Origin of the sequence: Pseudomonas sp. NPDC090233 (assembly GCF_044772285.1) — a bacterium.
GTDB lineage: Bacteria > Pseudomonadota > Gammaproteobacteria > Pseudomonadales > Pseudomonadaceae > Aquipseudomonas.
Genome location: NZ_JBIVYQ010000009.1, coordinates 136,132 through 151,233, shown reverse-complemented (window position 1 = coordinate 151,233; position 15,102 = coordinate 136,132). Strand labels below are relative to the sequence as shown.

General features: G+C 63.5%; 17 protein-coding genes. 5 read left to right on the top strand and 12 right to left on the bottom strand.

The annotated features are described in order from the left end of the window. The 8 genes from ACIQUF_RS23775 to ACIQUF_RS23740 all read right to left on the bottom strand — a co-directional run bounded on the left by ACIQUF_RS23775 (position 1) and on the right by ACIQUF_RS23740 (position 6,794). Positions 1–813, bottom strand: coding sequence for an IclR family transcriptional regulator (locus ACIQUF_RS23775; protein WP_027907431.1), 813 nt, complete (start codon positions 811–813; stop codon positions 1–3). 5 nt (positions 814–818) lie between these two features. Continuing rightward, the gene (locus ACIQUF_RS23770; protein WP_403136018.1) at positions 819–1,661 is read right to left on the bottom strand and encodes an alpha/beta fold hydrolase; all 843 of its coding nucleotides are present in this window, start codon (positions 1,659–1,661) and stop codon (positions 819–821) included. Positions 1,662–1,665: 4 nt separating this feature from the next. Continuing rightward, positions 1,666–2,205, bottom strand: a complete 540-nt coding sequence (locus tag ACIQUF_RS23765; RefSeq protein ID WP_400795645.1) for a cupin domain-containing protein — start codon at positions 2,203–2,205, stop codon at positions 1,666–1,668. 15 nt (positions 2,206–2,220) lie between these two features. Beyond that, complete coding sequence (locus tag ACIQUF_RS23760) at positions 2,221–2,985, bottom strand: SDR family oxidoreductase (RefSeq protein WP_403136016.1); 765 nt, start codon at positions 2,983–2,985, stop codon at positions 2,221–2,223. Continuing rightward, positions 2,985–3,761: an ABC transporter permease gene (locus ACIQUF_RS23755; protein WP_400795639.1), complete on the bottom strand. Its 777-nt coding sequence runs from the start codon at positions 3,759–3,761 to the stop codon at positions 2,985–2,987. Before ACIQUF_RS23755 ends, ACIQUF_RS23760 begins: the two co-directional genes overlap by 1 nt. 15 nt (positions 3,762–3,776) lie before the next feature. Then, complete coding sequence (locus tag ACIQUF_RS23750; RefSeq protein ID WP_403136014.1) at positions 3,777–4,772, bottom strand: ABC transporter substrate-binding protein; 996 nt, start codon at positions 4,770–4,772, stop codon at positions 3,777–3,779. A gap of 31 nt (positions 4,773–4,803) precedes the next feature. Further along, positions 4,804–5,634, bottom strand: a complete 831-nt coding sequence (locus tag ACIQUF_RS23745; RefSeq protein ID WP_403136074.1) for an ABC transporter ATP-binding protein — start codon at positions 5,632–5,634, stop codon at positions 4,804–4,806. A gap of 287 nt (positions 5,635–5,921) precedes the next feature. Further along, positions 5,922–6,794 (bottom strand): DMT family transporter, encoded by an 873-nt coding sequence (locus ACIQUF_RS23740; protein WP_403136012.1) that lies wholly within the window; start codon positions 6,792–6,794, stop codon positions 5,922–5,924. Between the two features lie 126 nt (positions 6,795–6,920). On the opposite strand from ACIQUF_RS23740, the gene aceK reads away from it, so the two are divergent. Beyond that, entirely contained in the window at positions 6,921–8,630 is a 1,710-nt protein-coding gene (aceK, locus tag ACIQUF_RS23735) for a bifunctional isocitrate dehydrogenase kinase/phosphatase (RefSeq protein WP_403136010.1), read from the top strand. Positions 8,631–8,734: 104 nt separating this feature from the next. On the opposite strand, the gene ACIQUF_RS23730 is transcribed toward aceK, so the two are convergent. Then, on the bottom strand, positions 8,735–9,595 hold the full coding sequence (locus ACIQUF_RS23730) for a DUF6279 family lipoprotein (protein ID WP_403136008.1): 861 nt from the start codon (positions 9,593–9,595) through the stop codon (positions 8,735–8,737). Between the two features lie 132 nt (positions 9,596–9,727). On the opposite strand from ACIQUF_RS23730, the gene ACIQUF_RS23725 reads away from it, so the two are divergent. Continuing rightward, positions 9,728–10,564 carry a S1 RNA-binding domain-containing protein gene (locus ACIQUF_RS23725; RefSeq protein ID WP_403136006.1) on the top strand — a complete coding sequence of 279 codons (837 nt, stop codon included), beginning with the start codon at positions 9,728–9,730 and terminating at the stop codon, positions 10,562–10,564. A 2-nt stretch (positions 10,565–10,566) separates the two neighbouring features. Here ACIQUF_RS23725 and ACIQUF_RS23720 read toward each other — a convergent pair whose 3' ends face one another. Both ACIQUF_RS23720 and ACIQUF_RS23715 read right to left on the bottom strand, forming a co-directional pair. Further along, positions 10,567–10,947 carry a hypothetical protein gene (locus ACIQUF_RS23720; protein WP_400795628.1) on the bottom strand — a complete coding sequence of 127 codons (381 nt, stop codon included), beginning with the start codon at positions 10,945–10,947 and terminating at the stop codon, positions 10,567–10,569. A 157-nt stretch (positions 10,948–11,104) separates the two neighbouring features. Next, complete coding sequence (locus ACIQUF_RS23715) at positions 11,105–12,562, bottom strand: nitrous oxide reductase family maturation protein NosD (protein WP_403136003.1); 1,458 nt, start codon at positions 12,560–12,562, stop codon at positions 11,105–11,107. A gap of 245 nt (positions 12,563–12,807) precedes the next feature. On the opposite strand from ACIQUF_RS23715, the gene ACIQUF_RS23710 reads away from it, so the two are divergent. The 3 genes from ACIQUF_RS23710 to def all read left to right on the top strand — a co-directional run bounded on the left by ACIQUF_RS23710 (position 12,808) and on the right by def (position 14,611). Next, on the top strand, positions 12,808–12,987 hold the full coding sequence (locus ACIQUF_RS23710) for a CsbD family protein (protein WP_133328080.1): 180 nt from the start codon (positions 12,808–12,810) through the stop codon (positions 12,985–12,987). Between the two features lie 137 nt (positions 12,988–13,124). After that, positions 13,125–14,078 (top strand): YihY/virulence factor BrkB family protein, encoded by a 954-nt coding sequence (locus ACIQUF_RS23705; RefSeq protein WP_400795623.1) that lies wholly within the window; start codon positions 13,125–13,127, stop codon positions 14,076–14,078. Continuing rightward, a complete protein-coding gene (gene def, locus ACIQUF_RS23700; RefSeq protein ID WP_403136001.1) occupies positions 14,075–14,611 on the top strand; it encodes a peptide deformylase in 537 nt (178 codons plus the stop codon). Before ACIQUF_RS23705 ends, def begins: the two co-directional genes overlap by 4 nt. Here def and ACIQUF_RS23695 read toward each other — a convergent pair. Next, a complete protein-coding gene (locus tag ACIQUF_RS23695; protein ID WP_403135999.1) occupies positions 14,566–15,015 on the bottom strand; it encodes a GNAT family N-acetyltransferase in 450 nt (149 codons plus the stop codon). The genes def and ACIQUF_RS23695 overlap by 46 nt on opposite strands. Positions 15,016–15,102: the final 87 nt, after the last annotated feature.

The following is a 15,102-nucleotide window of genomic DNA, read 5'->3' as shown; positions in this document are numbered from 1 at the left end:
TCAGTCCCTCATCAGTGCAGTGACGTGGCCGCTGCCGGGGCGGTAGTTGAGCAGGCGCGACAGCTCATCGGCGCTGCCGCGCACCTGGCCGAGCAGGTTGTCGAAATTGACGTGGCCGATCTGCACGGTGGGGATGGTCAGGCCGAGCGCGGCGACCACCTGGCCGCTGGCGTCGCGCACGGGCGCCGCCACGGTGGAGATGGTCGACTCGAAGAAGCCTTCGCCACTGACATAACCGCGCAGGCGGTCGGCCTGGACCAGGTCGAACAGCTCCAGCACGGTTTTTGGCGTGCAGGGCGAGTACTGCTCCAGATGCTCTTCGGGGTACAGCTCGCGCAGCTCGGCCAGGCTCAGGTCGGCCAGCAGGATGCGCCCGAGCACGGTGGCGTGGGCCGGCAGGCGGGTGCCGACGGTGACGGCGCTGGAGAACACCGACGGTGGCGAAACCTTGGCCACGTAGACGATCGAGCGGCCGTCGCGCACCACCAGGTTGCTCGGGTAGTTGAGGTGGTCGCACAGCCGTGCCAGCAGCGGCTGGCCCAGTTCGGTCAGCTCCAGCGAGGCCAGGTATTCGAAGCCCAGGCGCAGCACCGACATGCCCAGGCGGTACTCGTTGCCGCTGCGGGTAACGAAGCCCATGGTTTCAAGGGTGGTCAGCAGGCGGAAGATGGTCGAGCGCGGCAGCGACAGGCGCCGGGCCAGCTCGGGGGCGGTCAGGGTGCGGTTTTGCCGGCTGAATTCACACAGCAGCAGCAGGCCGCGTTCCAGGCCCGGGACAATGTATTTGTCCTGGTTTTCCTTCAACGGATCCATATCGTTCATAGCACGCTACCTGTGAGAGAGGCGTCCAGGGCACGGGCCAGCAGGCCCGTCACCGTGTCGGGTTGTTCGATGGCGCAGGCATGGCCGGCGCCGGGTATCAGGTGAAATGGCGCGCCCAGGGCGTTGGCCAGCGCCGCGCAATCTTCAGCGAGGGTGATGCTGTCGGCGCTGCCGCAGTGCACTTCGCAGGGCACCGCTTGGCTCGCATAGCGCAGCAGGTAGTCGCCGCACAGCAGTTCGATGGCCTGGCGGTAGCCGTGGGGCTGCAGGCGCGCCATGTTCCACTGCACCCAGTCCAGGGCCTCGCGGCTGGCGCTGGCCGACAGCAGGTGCGCGCTGCGTTCGCGAGCCATCTGCTCGATACCCAGCTGTTCCAGGCTGTGCAGGCGCTTGCTGCGCACGGCCTGGCCTTGTTCGGCTTGCGCCCCGTAACCGCGTGCCGGGCTGAGCAATACCAGGCGGTTGACGCGCGCGGGGTGTGCCTGGGCGAAGGCGCTGGCGGTCAGTGCCCCGAGGGAATGGCCGACCAGCACGCAGCGGTCGATGGCCAGGGCGTCGAGCGTCTGCAGCAGGCGCCGGGCATAGTCCTGCGCATCGGGTGCGGCCATTGCCAGGGGCGTGGACCGGCCGTAACCCGGCGCATCCCAGGCAATCACCCGGGCGCGCTCGCTCAAACCCATGGCCACCTGAAGCCAGCTGGCCGCACCCGAACCGATGCCATGCAGCAGCACCACCGCCTCACCACTGCCGGCCTGGCGCACGGCAACTTGGCCGCCGTCCAGGTGCAGCAGGCACTCGGTGAAGCGCTGATCGAGCAGGGCGGGAGAGGGCATGAGCATCGGCTTACCCGCGCTTGATCGAGGCCAGCGGGTGCGCTGGCGGGTAGGTTGGGGTGACCGGCTTCTTGGCGCCGAGCATCACGCACATCAGCGCGTCCTCATCGCCCACGTTGATCTCTTCGCGGTACACCCCTGGCGGCACCGAGATCAGGTCACGGTCGGTGAGGATGGTCTCGAAGCGCTCGCCGTCTTTTTCGATGATTACCTTGAGCTTGCCGCGCAGCACGAAGAACACTTCCTCGACGTCGGTGTGCAGGTGCGGCGGGCCTTCGTGGCCGGCCGGGATGACCATGGTGGAAAAGGTGAAATGCTCGGACGGGATGGTGTTCATGTCACTGCCGACTCCCGTGCCGCCAGTGCCCACGTAACGCATTTGCGCGCGGCGGAACTTGGGGTCGTAGTCGGCCTGGAACTTCAGCGCGTCCCAGTCGTAGCGGCGGGTCTCGTAGCGGGCGATGCGGGTCTGCATCCAGCCGGCCAGGTCGGAACCTTCCGGTTGATCCCAGGTTTTCGGGGTGGCTTGTTGCAGGGAAAGGTCGGTCATGGCGGTCTCCTTTGCTCAGGGCATGACGAACCCGCCGTTGACCGGCAGGGTTTGTCCAGTGATGAAGCGCGACAGGTCGGACAGGGCGAACAGCACCGCGCCACTGACGTCGTCAGGCAGTTGCGGGCGCTGGATGGCCCGTTGTTCGGTGTACATCCGGTGGCGGGCCTCGGGCACGTAGGCGGTGGCCTCGACCAGCACCAGGCCGGGGGCGATGGCGTTGACGGTGATGTTGGCGTTGCCCAGCTCGCGGGCCAGGCTGCGGGTCATGGCGATCACCGCGCCCTTGCTGGCGACGTATGCCAGCAGGTTCGGCGCGCCCCACAGCGGGGTGTCGGAGGCCAGGTTGATCACCGCGCCGCGGCCGCTTTCCCGCAGCGCCGGCAGGGCGGCGCGGGTCATCAGCCAGGTGCCGCGCACGTTGACCTGCATGACCTGGTCCCAGGTCTCGATGTCCAGCTCTTCGCAGCTCTTGCCACCGGAGTTGGTGATCGAGGCATTGTTGACCAGGCCGTCGAGGCCACCCAGGCGCTTGACGGTGCGTTCGATGCAGGCGTCGATCGACTCGGGGCTGGCCAGGTCCAGGCTGACGCCGCTGACGTCCAGGCCCATGCCGCTCAGTTCGCAGGCGGCCTGTTGCACGCGGCCGGCCAGCACATCGGCGATCACCACCCGGGCACCGGCCTGGGCGATGGCCTGGGCAAAGGCATAGCCCAGGCCGCGAGCACCACCGGTGACCAGCACGCGGCGGCCTTGGAGAAGGTTGTGGAAGCTGCTCATCATTGGCTACTCAGCATGGCTTTGGGGAGGTAATGCAGCACGCGCTTCTCGGCCCAGACCACAGCGCCGTAGGCCAGCACGCCGATCAGCGTGAGCATGACGATGGCCACGAACACCCCGGCGGTGTTGCCCTGGCCCTCGGCGTCCACCAGCAGGAAGCCCAGGCCCTGGTTGCCACCGACCAGTTCGCCGACGGTGACCCCGATGACGGCCAGGGTCGAGGCGATGCGCAGGCCGGAGAACAGCGCGGCCATCGCCGAAGGGAACTCCACCAGGCGGAAGATCTGCCAGCGGCTGGCGTTCATGGTGCGCACCAGGTTGATCATGTCCGGGTCGACGGTGCGGATGGCCGAGAGCACGTTGATCATCACCGGGAAGAACACGATCAGGATGGCGATGAGGATCTTCGGGTAGATGGTGTAGCCCAGCCACATCACGAACAGCGGGGCGAAGGCCACCTTGGGCGCGATCTGCAGGGCCAGGATGTACGGCGACAACATCGCTTCGGCCGAGGGCGACAGGCCCAGCGAGACACCGATGGCCACGCCCAGCAGGGCACCGAGCACGAAGCCGACGATGATCTCGAAGGCGGTGATCAGGGTGTGCTCCAGCAGGCCGCCGGAGTGCCACATCAGCAAGCTTTCCTGGGCCACGCGGCTCAGCTGCGGCATGACGAACTCGGGCATGCCGACCAGCCCCGGGCCCCATTGCCAGAGCGCCAGGAACAGGACCAGCAGGGCGACGCTGCCGGCCACGGATGGGTTGAGGTTTCTCATCAGGCGGTTACCTTGTTATTTGGCCGCGGTGCGGGTTTCGATGAACTGGTTGCTGTACAGCTCGTCGAGCTTGGGTTCGCGGGTGACGATGCCTTCGCTGACGTAGAACTTGCGCACGGCGTTCAGGCGCGCCGGGTCGATGCGGCCGAGCACCGGCTGGCCGGCGTAGACATACTCCACGTACAGGCGCAGGGTTTTTTCCAGCGACGCTTCCTTGCCGGCGTAGGCCGGGACGGCGCGGGCGAAGCTGGCGGCGGCGGCCTTGGGGTCGTCGATGATGTCCTGCAGGCCGCGCAGGGTGGCCTGGACCACGCCACGGACGATCTCGGGGTGGTGCTCGATGGCGTCGTCGGAGGCGAGGATCGCCTGGGCCATGCTTTCAAACACCTGCTCGCGCGGGATCAGCGCGTACTTGAGCCCGGCGTCCTCGGCGTTGATGACCCAGTCCGGCACACCGGCCATGGCCTGGGCCTTGCTGGCCGAGAACAGTTGCCAGACGCCCGACGGGCCGGCGGCCTGGATGTCCACGTCGTCCTTGCTCAGGCCGGCCTTGCGCAGCGAGGCGAGCAGGGCGTAGTAGGTGGTGTCGGAGTACGACATCACGGTCAACGTCTTGCCCTTGAGCTGCTGGATCGACTGGATGTTCTCGCCGGCATTGGTGGCGATCATGGTCACCCCACCGCCGCCGAGCACGGCCACCGCTCGCACCGGGATGCCGTTGGGGCGGACGATGATCGGCGTGTCACCGATGGCGCCGCCGACCAGGGCATTGCCGGCGCCGATCTGCTTGGCTACGTCGACCCCGCCCTTGGCGGCGATGAAGGTCAGGTCCAGGTCCTGGGCCTGGTAGTAGCCCTTTTCCTTGGCGATGATCCACGGCGCGAACGCCGGCAGGCTGGGCGGGGCGGGCAGCAGGTAGGTGACCTTGGTCGGCTCGGCCTGGGCCGTGAGGCTCAGGGCCAGGGTAGCCACGGCGGTGAGCGCCACGCGCTTGAGGTGTGTGGTGAACATGCGAACTCCCGAATGATGAGTGGGGCGTCGGTCAGTGCAGGTCGAGGTCTTCGCCGACCTTCAGCAGATCCATCAGGCGGCCGGCGAGCGGGCCGATTTCCGGCAGCTTACGGCGCTCCAGCGGGTTGTTGCGGTGGGGCAGGTCGATCTCGATTTCCTCGATGATCGTGCCGGGGCGTGCGCTCATCACCAGCAGGCGGTCGGACAGGGCGATGGCCTCGACCAGGTCGTGGGTGATGAACAGGGCAGTCTTCTTTTCCTCGAACAGCATCTGCGCCAGGTCCTGTTGCAGGATCATCTTGGTTTGCGCATCGAGGGCCGAAAACGGTTCGTCGAGAAACAGCACCTGCGGGTCGATCGCCAGAGTACGGGCGAGGGCGGCGCGCTGGCGCATACCGCCGGACAGCTGGAATGGGTAGTGGTCGGCGAAGCCTTGCAGGTGGCAGCGCTTGAGCAGATCTTTGGCGATGACCTTGCGCTGGGCGGCGGGCATGCCCTGGATCTCCAGGCCCAGCTCGACATTGCGGCGGATGCTGCGCCACGGCATCAGCAGGTCTTTCTGCAGCATGAAGGCGACTTTGGGCACCGGGCCGTTGACCGCTTCGCCGCTGACCAGCACCTCGCCTTCGGTGGGGCGGTAGAGGCCGGAACCCATATTGAGAATGGTGCTCTTGCCACAGCCCGACGGGCCGATGATGGACACCACTTCGCCACGACGGATCTGGAAGTTCACCCCACGGATGGCGAACGGAGCCTCGGCCTGGCCCTTGGCGGGAAACGCTTTGCCGACGTTGCGAAATTCGATTTCCGTTGCTGCTGCGTGGCGCGGTTGTTCATGCCATTGCGGGGCGATTGCGTACATCTCTTTCACAGCCATGGGAATGTTCTCTGGTCTGTTTTATAGGTGATACGCCGTTTAGTGCATGAACAATGCCAGATGCTAAGTTTCGCTCAAATTTTAAGAAATGACTTATTTATTAGAGAGTTGCAGAATGAAGATGGTTTAGTTGGTGTTTTATATATGAAACAAGGTTTTCTATATGGCACGAAAATGCCCAGCAACCGCGCATGAAATTGTGATCGTGCGAGGGAGTTGGGCATTTTGGGGTAACGCGACAAGGCTTGGTTTTATAGGTGAAACGAAGGTGTTTACTTGGTGGGCCTTAGAACTAGCCACAGTGCAGCGGCAATCAGCAATCCACCATATAGGTGCCCCATCGACAGCGACTCATTCAGCAGCCAGGCCCCCCACAGCACACCGAATACCGGGATCAGGAAGGTCACGGTGCTGGCCTTGACCGGCCCGATCTCGGACAGCAGGCGGAAGTACAGGATGTAGGCGAATGCCGTGCACACAAGGCCCAGGCCCAGCAGCGACAGCCACACTTGCCAGCCACCCCAGCTGGCGGGTGGCTGGGTGAGCGCGCTCCAGGCGAACAGCGGGGTCAGCAGCAGCGTGGCACCGAGCATGCTGCCGAGTGCCGACAGGCGGCTGTCCAGGCCGCTGATCCAGCGCCGCGCGAGAAAGCCGGCAAAACCGTAACAGGTGGTCGCCGCCAGGCAGGCCAGCGCGCCTTGCAACAGGTTCAGGTCCAGCGCCACAGGGCCGGCACCGCTGAGGATGCCGACACCGAACAGGCCAAGGAAGATGCCGCACAGTTTGGGCAGGGTCATCGCCTCGTGGAAGAACAGCGCGCCGATCAGCACGCCCATCAGCGGTGTGGTGGCGTTGAAGATCGCCGAGTAGCCGGCTGGCAAAACTTGCGCCGCCACCGAATAGAAGGTGGCCGGGATGCCCGAGTTGATCATGCCCAGTACCAGGCAGGCGCCGAGCTTGCCCTCGAAGTTCCAGCGCACCCGCGCTGCGGCGAGGATGGCGATCAGGCCCAGGCAGGCGATCGACACGCGGAAGAAGGCGGTGGGCACGGTGCCGAGTTCCGGGGCGATGATGCGCATGAACAGAAAGCTCGCCCCCCAGACGGCGGCAAGGGTCAGCAGGCGGGCTAGGGCGATGGGGCTCACGGCGGTCTCCGGGTACAGGGCAGGGCGCGAGTGTACGTGATGGTGGATGGGTGTTTCTTGTCCTTTCTTGCTGAGCAAACCGGGTCGGCTAAGCTCAGCCGATGACTTCTGCGCAGAGATACCGGTATGACCCAGCACTGGCCGGCCGGCGAGATCGCCCGGATGATCCTCGATGGCTTCGACGACTACCGCGAGCACTTTCGCCGCATCACCCTCGGCGCCCGCGAGCGCTTCGAGCAAGCGCGCTGGCAAGCTATCCAACGGGCGGCGGCGGCGCGGATCAACCTGTACGAACAGAAAGTCGGCGAGGTCAACGGCTGGCTGCGGGATGCGTTCGATGACGAGGTGCTGCTGGAGGTCGAGCAGTGGCCGCTGGTAAAAAGTGCCTATATCCGCCTGATCGACCCGCGCCTGGACGATGAATTGTCGGAAACCTGGTACAACTCGCTGTTCTGCAGCTTGTTCAGCCACGACCAGATCAGCGACGGCTGCATGTTCATCCACACCACCCGGCCATCGATACGCAGCCATCTGCGCGCGGCGCAAACCCGTACCTTTACCCCCGAGGGCAGCCTTAAAAGCCTGCTACGGGCGATTCTTGATGACTATGGCTTTGCCTATGGCGACCTCGCCGGCGACGTGTCGCGCCTGCAGCAGCAGCTGAAGGAGTGCCTGCCGGACTGGGTATGCAAGGACCCGGCCCTGGCCGTGGAGTTGTTCGTGCCAGTGCTGTACCGCAACAAGGGCGCTTACCTGGTCGGCCGGTTGTACAACACAGACGAGCAGTGGCCGCTGGTGATCCCGCTGCTGCACCGAGAAGGCCACGGCATCGAGGCGGATGCGCTGATCACCGACGAAGCCGAGGTGTCGATCATCTTCTCTTTCACCCGCTCGTATTTCATGGTCGATGTGCCGGTGCCGGCGGAGTTCGTCAACTTCCTCAAACGTATTCTGCCGGGCAAGCACATCGCCGAGCTGTACACCTCGATCGGTTTTTACAAGCACGGCAAGTCGGAGTTCTACCGCGCCCTGATCAACCACCTGGCCAACAGCGACGATCGCTTCGTCATGGCCCCCGGTGTGCGCGGGATGGTCATGAGCGTGTTTACCCTGCCGGGATTCAATACCGTGTTCAAGATCATCAAGGATCGTTTTGCGCCTTCGAAAACGGTGGACCGCGCCACGGTGATCGACAAGTATCGCCTGGTGAAGAGCGTCGACCGGGTCGGGCGCATGGCCGATACCCAGGAGTTCGCCGATTTTCGCTTCCCGGTAGACAAGTTCGAGCCTGAGTGCCTGGCAGAGTTGTTGGAGGTGGCGCCATCCACCGTTGCCCTGGAAGGCGATACGGTGTTAATCCGACACTGCTGGACGGAACGCCGGATGACCCCGCTCAACCTTTACCTGGAGCAGGCCAGCGAAGCCCAGGTGCTCGAAGCGCTGGAGGATTACGGCCTGGCCATCAAGCAGCTGGCGGCGGCGAACATCTTCCCAGGTGACATGCTGCTGAAGAACTTTGGGGTGACCCGCCATGGCCGGGTGGTGTTCTACGACTATGACGAGATCAGCTACCTGACCGAGGTGAACTTCCGTCATATTCCGCCGCCGCGTTATCCGGAGGATGAGATGTCGGGCGAGCCATGGTATTCGATTGGGCCGCACGACGTTTTCCCCGAGGAATTTCCGCCGTTTCTGTTTGCCGATATCGGCCAGCGGCGGTTGTTCAGCCGGCTGCATGGAGAGTTGTATGACGCGGATTATTGGAAGGGGCTGCAGGCATCGATTCGCGAGGGCAAGGTGATTGATGTGTTTCCCTATCGGCGCAAGGGGCGGTGATCTTGGGGTGCCTGTGCGGGCCTCATCGCGGCTGAAGCCGCTCCTACAGGGGCTTCGGCGATACCTGTAGGAGCGGCTTCAGCCGCGATGAGGCCGGTACTGATTCACCCTTTCATGCACTTGAGCTCACTGAAGTCGGTACGCACCTTGGCCAGCCGCGCCTGCAAAAATTGCCGCTGCGTCGGGCTGCTCTGCTGCATTAAATCGATCAACAGGCTGCGGGTCTGCTGCTCGCTGTTCTGAAAAGCGGCGCGGTACTCCGGCGTCCACAGGCTTTCCTTGCGCTGCAGCAGTTGCGCCAGGCGCGGCTCGAAGCTGGCGTCACCACGTTGGTTCATGGCCAGCACCAGCTGTTGCTGCCAGTGCGCGCGGTTGGCGATCGCCTGACGGTTCTGGTCGCCCAGCGCCTGTGACCAGCTTTGCACACGTTGGCGTTGGCTCGCCGTCAACTCGCCAAACCAGGGTTCGAGACGTTTTTCCATACGTTCGGCCCGCCGCGCGATCTGTTTGGCCAGCGGTGTTTCGACATATTTCTTTTGCCGTTCGTTGATATCGTCCCGGAAGGCATCGCGCATTTCCGCGACCTGGGCATCGCTCATGCCGCGCAGCAGTTCGCTCGCAGATGGGGTGATCGCTGCGGCGACGCGGCCAATCGCCTGACGGGCCTCGACCGTGCGTTGTTGCACGGCCTGGTCGGTGACCTGGTCCTCGGCGACCATGTCGCGCACCCGGTCGAGCCAGTCGAGGTAGCCTGGCAGTTGAGTCTTGCAGTGCCAGGCCAGCTGCTGCTTGAGCCGTTCGTCGAGCAGGGCTTTCTGCTCGCTGTTCATGTCCAGGTAGTCGCTGAGCGACCACGGCACCAGCCGGTCGAGGTTGCGGTAGGCCAGGTCCATGCGGTTGCAGGCCATCAGTGCCAAGGCGCACGCCGTGGCGATGAGCAGGGCTTTGAACAGGCGTGTAGGCATGTGCTGTTCCTTGCAAGGTGGCTGGCCACTCGGTAGACGCAAGGGGATCGCGACGGTTCCGCCGAATCAGCGGTCGGGCGGCGCGCTGGCTTCAGGTGTAGAATAGCCGCCTTGTCTTGAGGAACATCGGAAATGGCTCTGCTTGGGCGTTACAACAGTTTGCAAATCGTGAAACACGTGGAGTTCGGCCTTTATCTGGACGGCGGCCCCGACGGCGAGATCCTGCTGCCCGGGCGCTACATCCCGAAAAACGCCGAAACCGAGGTCGACGACTGGCTCAACGTGTTCATTTACCTGGACAGCGAAGACCAGCTGATCGCTACCACCGAGAAACCCAAGGTGCAGGTGGGCGAGTTCGCCAGCCTCAAGGTCAAGGACATCAACGGTGCGGGCATTTTCCTCGACTGGGGGCTGTCCAAGGACCTGCTGATGCCGTACTCGGAAGAGGCGCGGCCGCTGAAGATCGGCGATTACTGCGTGGTGCACGTCTACCTCGACAAGCGCACCCGGCGCATCACCGCCACGTCGCGCCTGGACCGCTACCTCGACCGCACGCCTGCGGATTACCAGGTTGGCCAACCGGTCGAACTGCTGGTGGCGGGCGAGACGCCGATGGGCTTCAAGGCGATCATCAACAACCGCCATTGGGGCCTGATCCACAAGAATGAAATCTTCAAATTCATGCGCTCGGGCATGCACGAGAAAGGCTACATCAAGGAAGTGCGCCATGACGGCAAGATTGCGCTGAGCCTGCAGCCGGTGGGTCAGGCGCTGGCCGACGGGCTGCACGAGCAGATCATGCAGCGCCTGGAGGCCGAAGGGGGCGTGTTGCCGGTGTGCGACAAGAGCGACCCGGAAGTGATCAGCCGCATGTTCAACGTCAGCAAGGGCAACTTCAAGAAGGCGATTGGCGCGTTGTTCAAACAGGGCCGCATCGTCATCCATGACGACCGTATCGAGCGGGCCTGAGGTCAGGCCTGCACGAAAGTGCTGAAGTCCAGCTGCTCGCCACCCGGGCGGGTGTCGCGCAGCAGCGAATCGCGGTCGGCGCTCAGCGCCAGGCTGATGGTCGAGCGGCGCTTGCCGGGGTTGCGCACTTCCATCTGCTCCTGATGAGCCTTGATGAAGTTGGTAGGCACCTTGAGGTGCTGCAGCTCATCGCTTTCAGGGGTGTGCAGCAGCAGGTTGACCCAGTCGGGCTGGCCTTTGCGCAGCAGCGCCACCGGCACTTCGAACCACCACAGGTTGCGTTTGCGGTCGAGAATGGCGAACAGGGTGTTGGCGCTGGTGAGCACGGGCTTGGCCAGGGCCTGATTGCGCCGGGCGATGGCGGCGGGTTTGTCGAGTTTCATGCAGGTTCCTGCGGTGTGACGCTATAAAGGCCTGCATTGTGAGGGGTGGCACGGGGCGGGGCAAGGTTTCCCATCAGCATCGACTCGACTGGCCTCTTCGCGGCTAAAGCCGCTCCCACCGGTGGGAGCGGCTTTAGGCGCGAAGAGGCCGGTCGCCTCAACGTCTGATCGGCAGGCTCAACTCGGATGTGGCGCCATCCGCCGTCGTCACAGTGGCCGTAAAGCTGCGCATCCCACCTGCATTCTCCAGCACCTGCGCAAACCGCGCGTGCCCCTTGGCATCGCTGTTTACCAGCACTTCCCCCAGATACTGCTCAGCCTCAGTGCCCTCAGCCTCGATATTGCCGAACACCTCGACCCGCAACAGGCTCGACGCCGGCCCCTGCACCTCACCCCGCAGAACATTGCCACTGAGCCCCAGCAGCCGTGGCGCCTGCTGGTTGTGGTTGGGCAGCGGCTGGCACGGTTTGGGCTCGCCCTTGGCATCGCAGATGATCGCCTGGTCCTGCTTCGGCAGGTCCGCGCCGACCCCGCGCGAGCCGACATACAACGCATGGGCCTGGGCCGGCACGCCAAACACGATGGCCCCGGTGCGTTGCTCCGCCACACATGAGCCGCCGGCTTCACAGCGGCGAATATCCTGGCTGTTGCCCCAGATGCGGTTGCCGGTCAGGCGCGTGCTGGTGACCTCCGGCTCCGGGCGCAGGGCCACACCGATGCGGTTGCCGTGGATCAGGTTGCCGTCGAGGATATTGCCCTCGCCGGTGACGCTGACGCCGATCGAGTTGCCGCTGAAGGTGTTGGCGCCCAGGTAATTGCGCTTGCCCCAGTTGATCTGCAGGCCGTCGGAGTAGTTTTCGAAGCGGTTGCGCACCACGCTGTTGTCGTTGCCCAAAAGAATTTCAATCCCTTGGGACGGCTCAGGGTTGGCCGCCGTGGAGCGGAACAGATTGTCGGCCACCAGGTTGAATGCGGCGCCGCGGGTCAGCTCCAGGCCGTCGCCATTGTCGATCAGCTGATTGCGCAGCACTTTGTTGTTATTGGTGGTGGTGGCGGTCGGATTACCGGCGCCGTCATCGCCAGTGAGCATGATGCCGGCACCGCCCTTGTTGGCGACGACGCGGTTGTCTTCGATGACGTTGTTGCTGGCGCGGTTGACCAGGATGCCGATGCAGAAGTTACGCACTTCCAGGCCGCTCAGGTGCACGCCTTGGGTGTCGCGCAGGACCAGTCCGGGGTTGGTGGTGGTGCGCACGTTGGTGCCGAACTGGCCGGGGAGGGCGCCGGGGCAGGTGCGCACGCCCTGATCCTTGATGTAGGCGGAACCGTCGATCGCGATGTACTGCCCGTCGCGTGCCCAGGGCAGGCCGGTGATGCGGACCGGGCCCTTGATTTCCGGCAGAGCGCGGCTCGGGCGTATGACGTACGGGGCTTGGCCGACGGCGAGGATGTCGATGCGGTAGTGGCCGGGGTTCTGGTTGCTGGTTTCGATTGCCCAGCGCAGGGTGCCGGGCTGGCCGTCGTCGCTGTAGCGGTCGACCGTAAGGGTTTCGCTGGCCAGGGCAGGCAGCGGCAGCAGCGGCAGCAAGGCTGCGAGCAGAGACATCAGACGCATGGTGCGGGTTTTCCGTAAGCTTTTGTTTTTATAGGTTTGCAACCTGCATCGGGTTGCTGTTTGCCGATGATTCTAGGGCAGCCAGCAGCCGTTGCGCAGCGGTGCGTGGCCGAATCGGTGCGGTATTCGCCCGCAGATTTACCGTTCGGCTTGAGAGGGGAAAATTCTTTGAAACTCCTGACGCAGGTGGCCGGTCCACCTTTTGTCGACACGGTTCACGTGTCTCCACTTGCAGGAGAATTGCCATGAGCGGCACTAAAGACAAAGCGAAAGGCTTGGCTAACGAAGCGATGGGTAATGTCAAGCAAGGCGTCGGTAAAGTCACTGACAACGACAAGTTGCGTGCCGAAGGCAAGGCCCAGGAGCTCAAGGGTGAGGCACAGCAGGTGAAGGGTGACGTCAAGGATGCGGTGAAGAAGCCTTGATGCGTTTCGCAGGCCAGCTGCGGCTGGCCTGCGACTTCTGTGTAGCCGAATTCTGAATATACGGCAGGGAGAAGCACATCAGTCGCGTGGTCTATTAGACTTCCTGTTTTACTGATCAAGCGGCGAAAGGAGACGCTATGATTTTTCCCGACCTCGGCGGCCTGCCCCTGCACCGCGTACTGGTGCGCACCGTCAAGGAGTTCCTTGACGACGAGATGTCGACCTACGCGTCCGCGATGGCGTACCAGATGCTGTTCTCGCTGTTCCCGTTCCTGCTCTTTCTGATCGCCTTGATCGGTTTCCTGCACCTTCCCGACTTTTTCTCCTGGCTGCGCCTGCAGTCCGAACTGGTGCTGCCGCCCCAGGCTCTGGAGCAGGTCAACCCGGTAATTGACCAACTGCAACAGTCCAAGGGTGGGCTGTTGTCGGTGGGTATCGTCATCGCGCTGTGGACCGCATCGGCCGGCGTGCGCTTGATGATGAGTGCCATGAACGCCGCCTATGACGTCCCGGAAGGCCGCCCGGTGTGGAAGCGTATTCCGCTGTCGATCTTCTACACCGTGGGTATTGCCGGCATGCTGCTCGCCGCCGCAGCGCTGATGGTGCTGGGGCCGCAGGTGATGGAATGGATTGCCGCGCAGTTCGGCATGCAGGAATTCATCGTCACCGTGTGGACCATCCTGCGCTGGCCGGCAATCATCATACTGTTGATGGTGGCGGTGGCGCTTATTTACTACGTGATGCCGGATGTGAAGCAGAAATTTCGCTTCATTACCCCAGGTTCTGTGCTGGCGGTTGTAGTATGGATCATCGCCTCCCTGGGCTTTGCCTACTACGTCAAGACCTTCGCTGACTACAACGCCATGTATGGCAGCATCGGTGCGATCATCGTGCTGTTGCTGTACTTCTACATTTCCGCCGCCGTGTTGTTGCTGGGCGCGGAAATGAATGCGGTGATCGAGCACATGTCGAGTGAGGGCAAGAACCCTGGTGAAAAGGACTTCGAGGGCGATAAACCCAAGGAAACCCTCACCGTGCTCGGCCATGAACACCCGGTCGAGCCGCACGCCTCCGAGCCGAACCCGCGATGATCCGTGACATTCTCAAGATGGGCGATGAGCGCCTGCTACGCATCGCCCCGCCAGTGCCCGAGCACCTGATTGGCAGCGCCGAACTGCAGCAGTTGATCGACGATATGTTCGAAACCATGCGCCATGTCGGCGGCGTCGGCTTGGCAGCCCCGCAGATCGGCGTCGACCTGCAGCTGGTGATCTTCGGTTTCGAGCGTAGTGAGCGTTACCCGGACGCCGAGGCGGTACCGCAGACCATCCTGCTCAACCCAGTGATCACGCCACTGACCACCGAGGTCGAGGATGGCTGGGAAGGCTGCCTGTCGGTACCAGGCCTGCGAGGGGTGGTGCCGCGCTTCAAGCACATCAGCTATGAGGGGATCGACCCCCAGGGTAATCCGGTGAACCGCTTTGCGGATGGCTTCCATGCGCGTGTGGTGCAGCACGAATGCGATCATTTGATTGGGCGGCTGTATCCATCGCGCATTCAGGATTTCGCCAAATTCGGTTACACCGAAGTGTTGTTCCCGGGCTTGGACGTCAGCGACGATTGATTGCGCGCCATTGCTACCAGGCGTTTGCTGCGCTGGTAGCGTGCCAGGCGTGAGGCCAGGGCTTCTGGCAAGTCACACGCCAAGGTGAAGCCCAGGCGCTTGTAAAAGGCTTCCAGGTCGGGATGGCAGAACAGCCAGGTGGGGCCAACGCGCCCCGCCAATGCAACTTCTAGCAGCTGCGCGGCTATACCCTGATTGCGCCACTGCGGAGCAACCAGCAGACCAGTCAGCCAGCGACCTTCGGCGACTGCGCTGAGGCTCAAGCCAGCAATGATAGCGCCCCTGCGCGCCACCCATAGTTCACCTTCACTGGCCGCACGCATGCGCGAGCCGTGCTGCTTGTAGAAATGATCGAGCAACTTTCGTTCAAGGGCGGATAGCGGGGTGCAGTGTAGGGGGGTCATGGTTTTCCATCAGCAACGGCTCTGGCCCAGGCTTTTCAGGCCTGCAAGCCGCTTCGCTTTGTCGCAGATTGTTGCAAAAGCTGCAAG

Excerpts from the sequence above, each read along its gene's own strand:
- ACIQUF_RS23775 (WP_027907431.1), bottom strand. The coding sequence starts at position 813 with ATGGATCCGTTGAAGGAAAACCAGGACAAATACATTGTCCCGGGCCTG.
- ACIQUF_RS23770 (WP_403136018.1), bottom strand. The coding sequence starts at position 1,661 with ATGCTCATGCCCTCTCCCGCCCTGCTCGATCAGCGCTTCACCGAGTGC.
- ACIQUF_RS23765 (WP_400795645.1), bottom strand. The coding sequence starts at position 2,205 with ATGACCGACCTTTCCCTGCAACAAGCCACCCCGAAAACCTGGGATCAA.
- ACIQUF_RS23760 (WP_403136016.1), bottom strand. The coding sequence starts at position 2,985 with ATGAGCAGCTTCCACAACCTTCTCCAAGGCCGCCGCGTGCTGGTCACC.
- ACIQUF_RS23755 (WP_400795639.1), bottom strand. The coding sequence starts at position 3,761 with ATGAGAAACCTCAACCCATCCGTGGCCGGCAGCGTCGCCCTGCTGGTC.
- ACIQUF_RS23750 (WP_403136014.1), bottom strand. The coding sequence starts at position 4,772 with ATGTTCACCACACACCTCAAGCGCGTGGCGCTCACCGCCGTGGCTACC.
- ACIQUF_RS23745 (WP_403136074.1), bottom strand. The coding sequence starts at position 5,634 with ATGTACGCAATCGCCCCGCAATGGCATGAACAACCGCGCCACGCAGCA.
- aceK (WP_403136010.1), top strand. The coding sequence starts at position 6,921 with ATGACCCAGCACTGGCCGGCCGGCGAGATCGCCCGGATGATCCTCGAT.
- ACIQUF_RS23730 (WP_403136008.1), bottom strand. The coding sequence starts at position 9,595 with ATGCCTACACGCCTGTTCAAAGCCCTGCTCATCGCCACGGCGTGCGCC.
- ACIQUF_RS23725 (WP_403136006.1), top strand. The coding sequence starts at position 9,728 with ATGGCTCTGCTTGGGCGTTACAACAGTTTGCAAATCGTGAAACACGTG.
- ACIQUF_RS23720 (WP_400795628.1), bottom strand. The coding sequence starts at position 10,947 with ATGAAACTCGACAAACCCGCCGCCATCGCCCGGCGCAATCAGGCCCTG.
- ACIQUF_RS23715 (WP_403136003.1), bottom strand. The coding sequence starts at position 12,562 with ATGCGTCTGATGTCTCTGCTCGCAGCCTTGCTGCCGCTGCTGCCGCTG.
- ACIQUF_RS23710 (WP_133328080.1), top strand. The coding sequence starts at position 12,808 with ATGAGCGGCACTAAAGACAAAGCGAAAGGCTTGGCTAACGAAGCGATG.
- ACIQUF_RS23705 (WP_400795623.1), top strand. The coding sequence starts at position 13,125 with ATGATTTTTCCCGACCTCGGCGGCCTGCCCCTGCACCGCGTACTGGTG.
- def (WP_403136001.1), top strand. The coding sequence starts at position 14,075 with ATGATCCGTGACATTCTCAAGATGGGCGATGAGCGCCTGCTACGCATC.
- ACIQUF_RS23695 (WP_403135999.1), bottom strand. The coding sequence starts at position 15,015 with ATGACCCCCCTACACTGCACCCCGCTATCCGCCCTTGAACGAAAGTTG.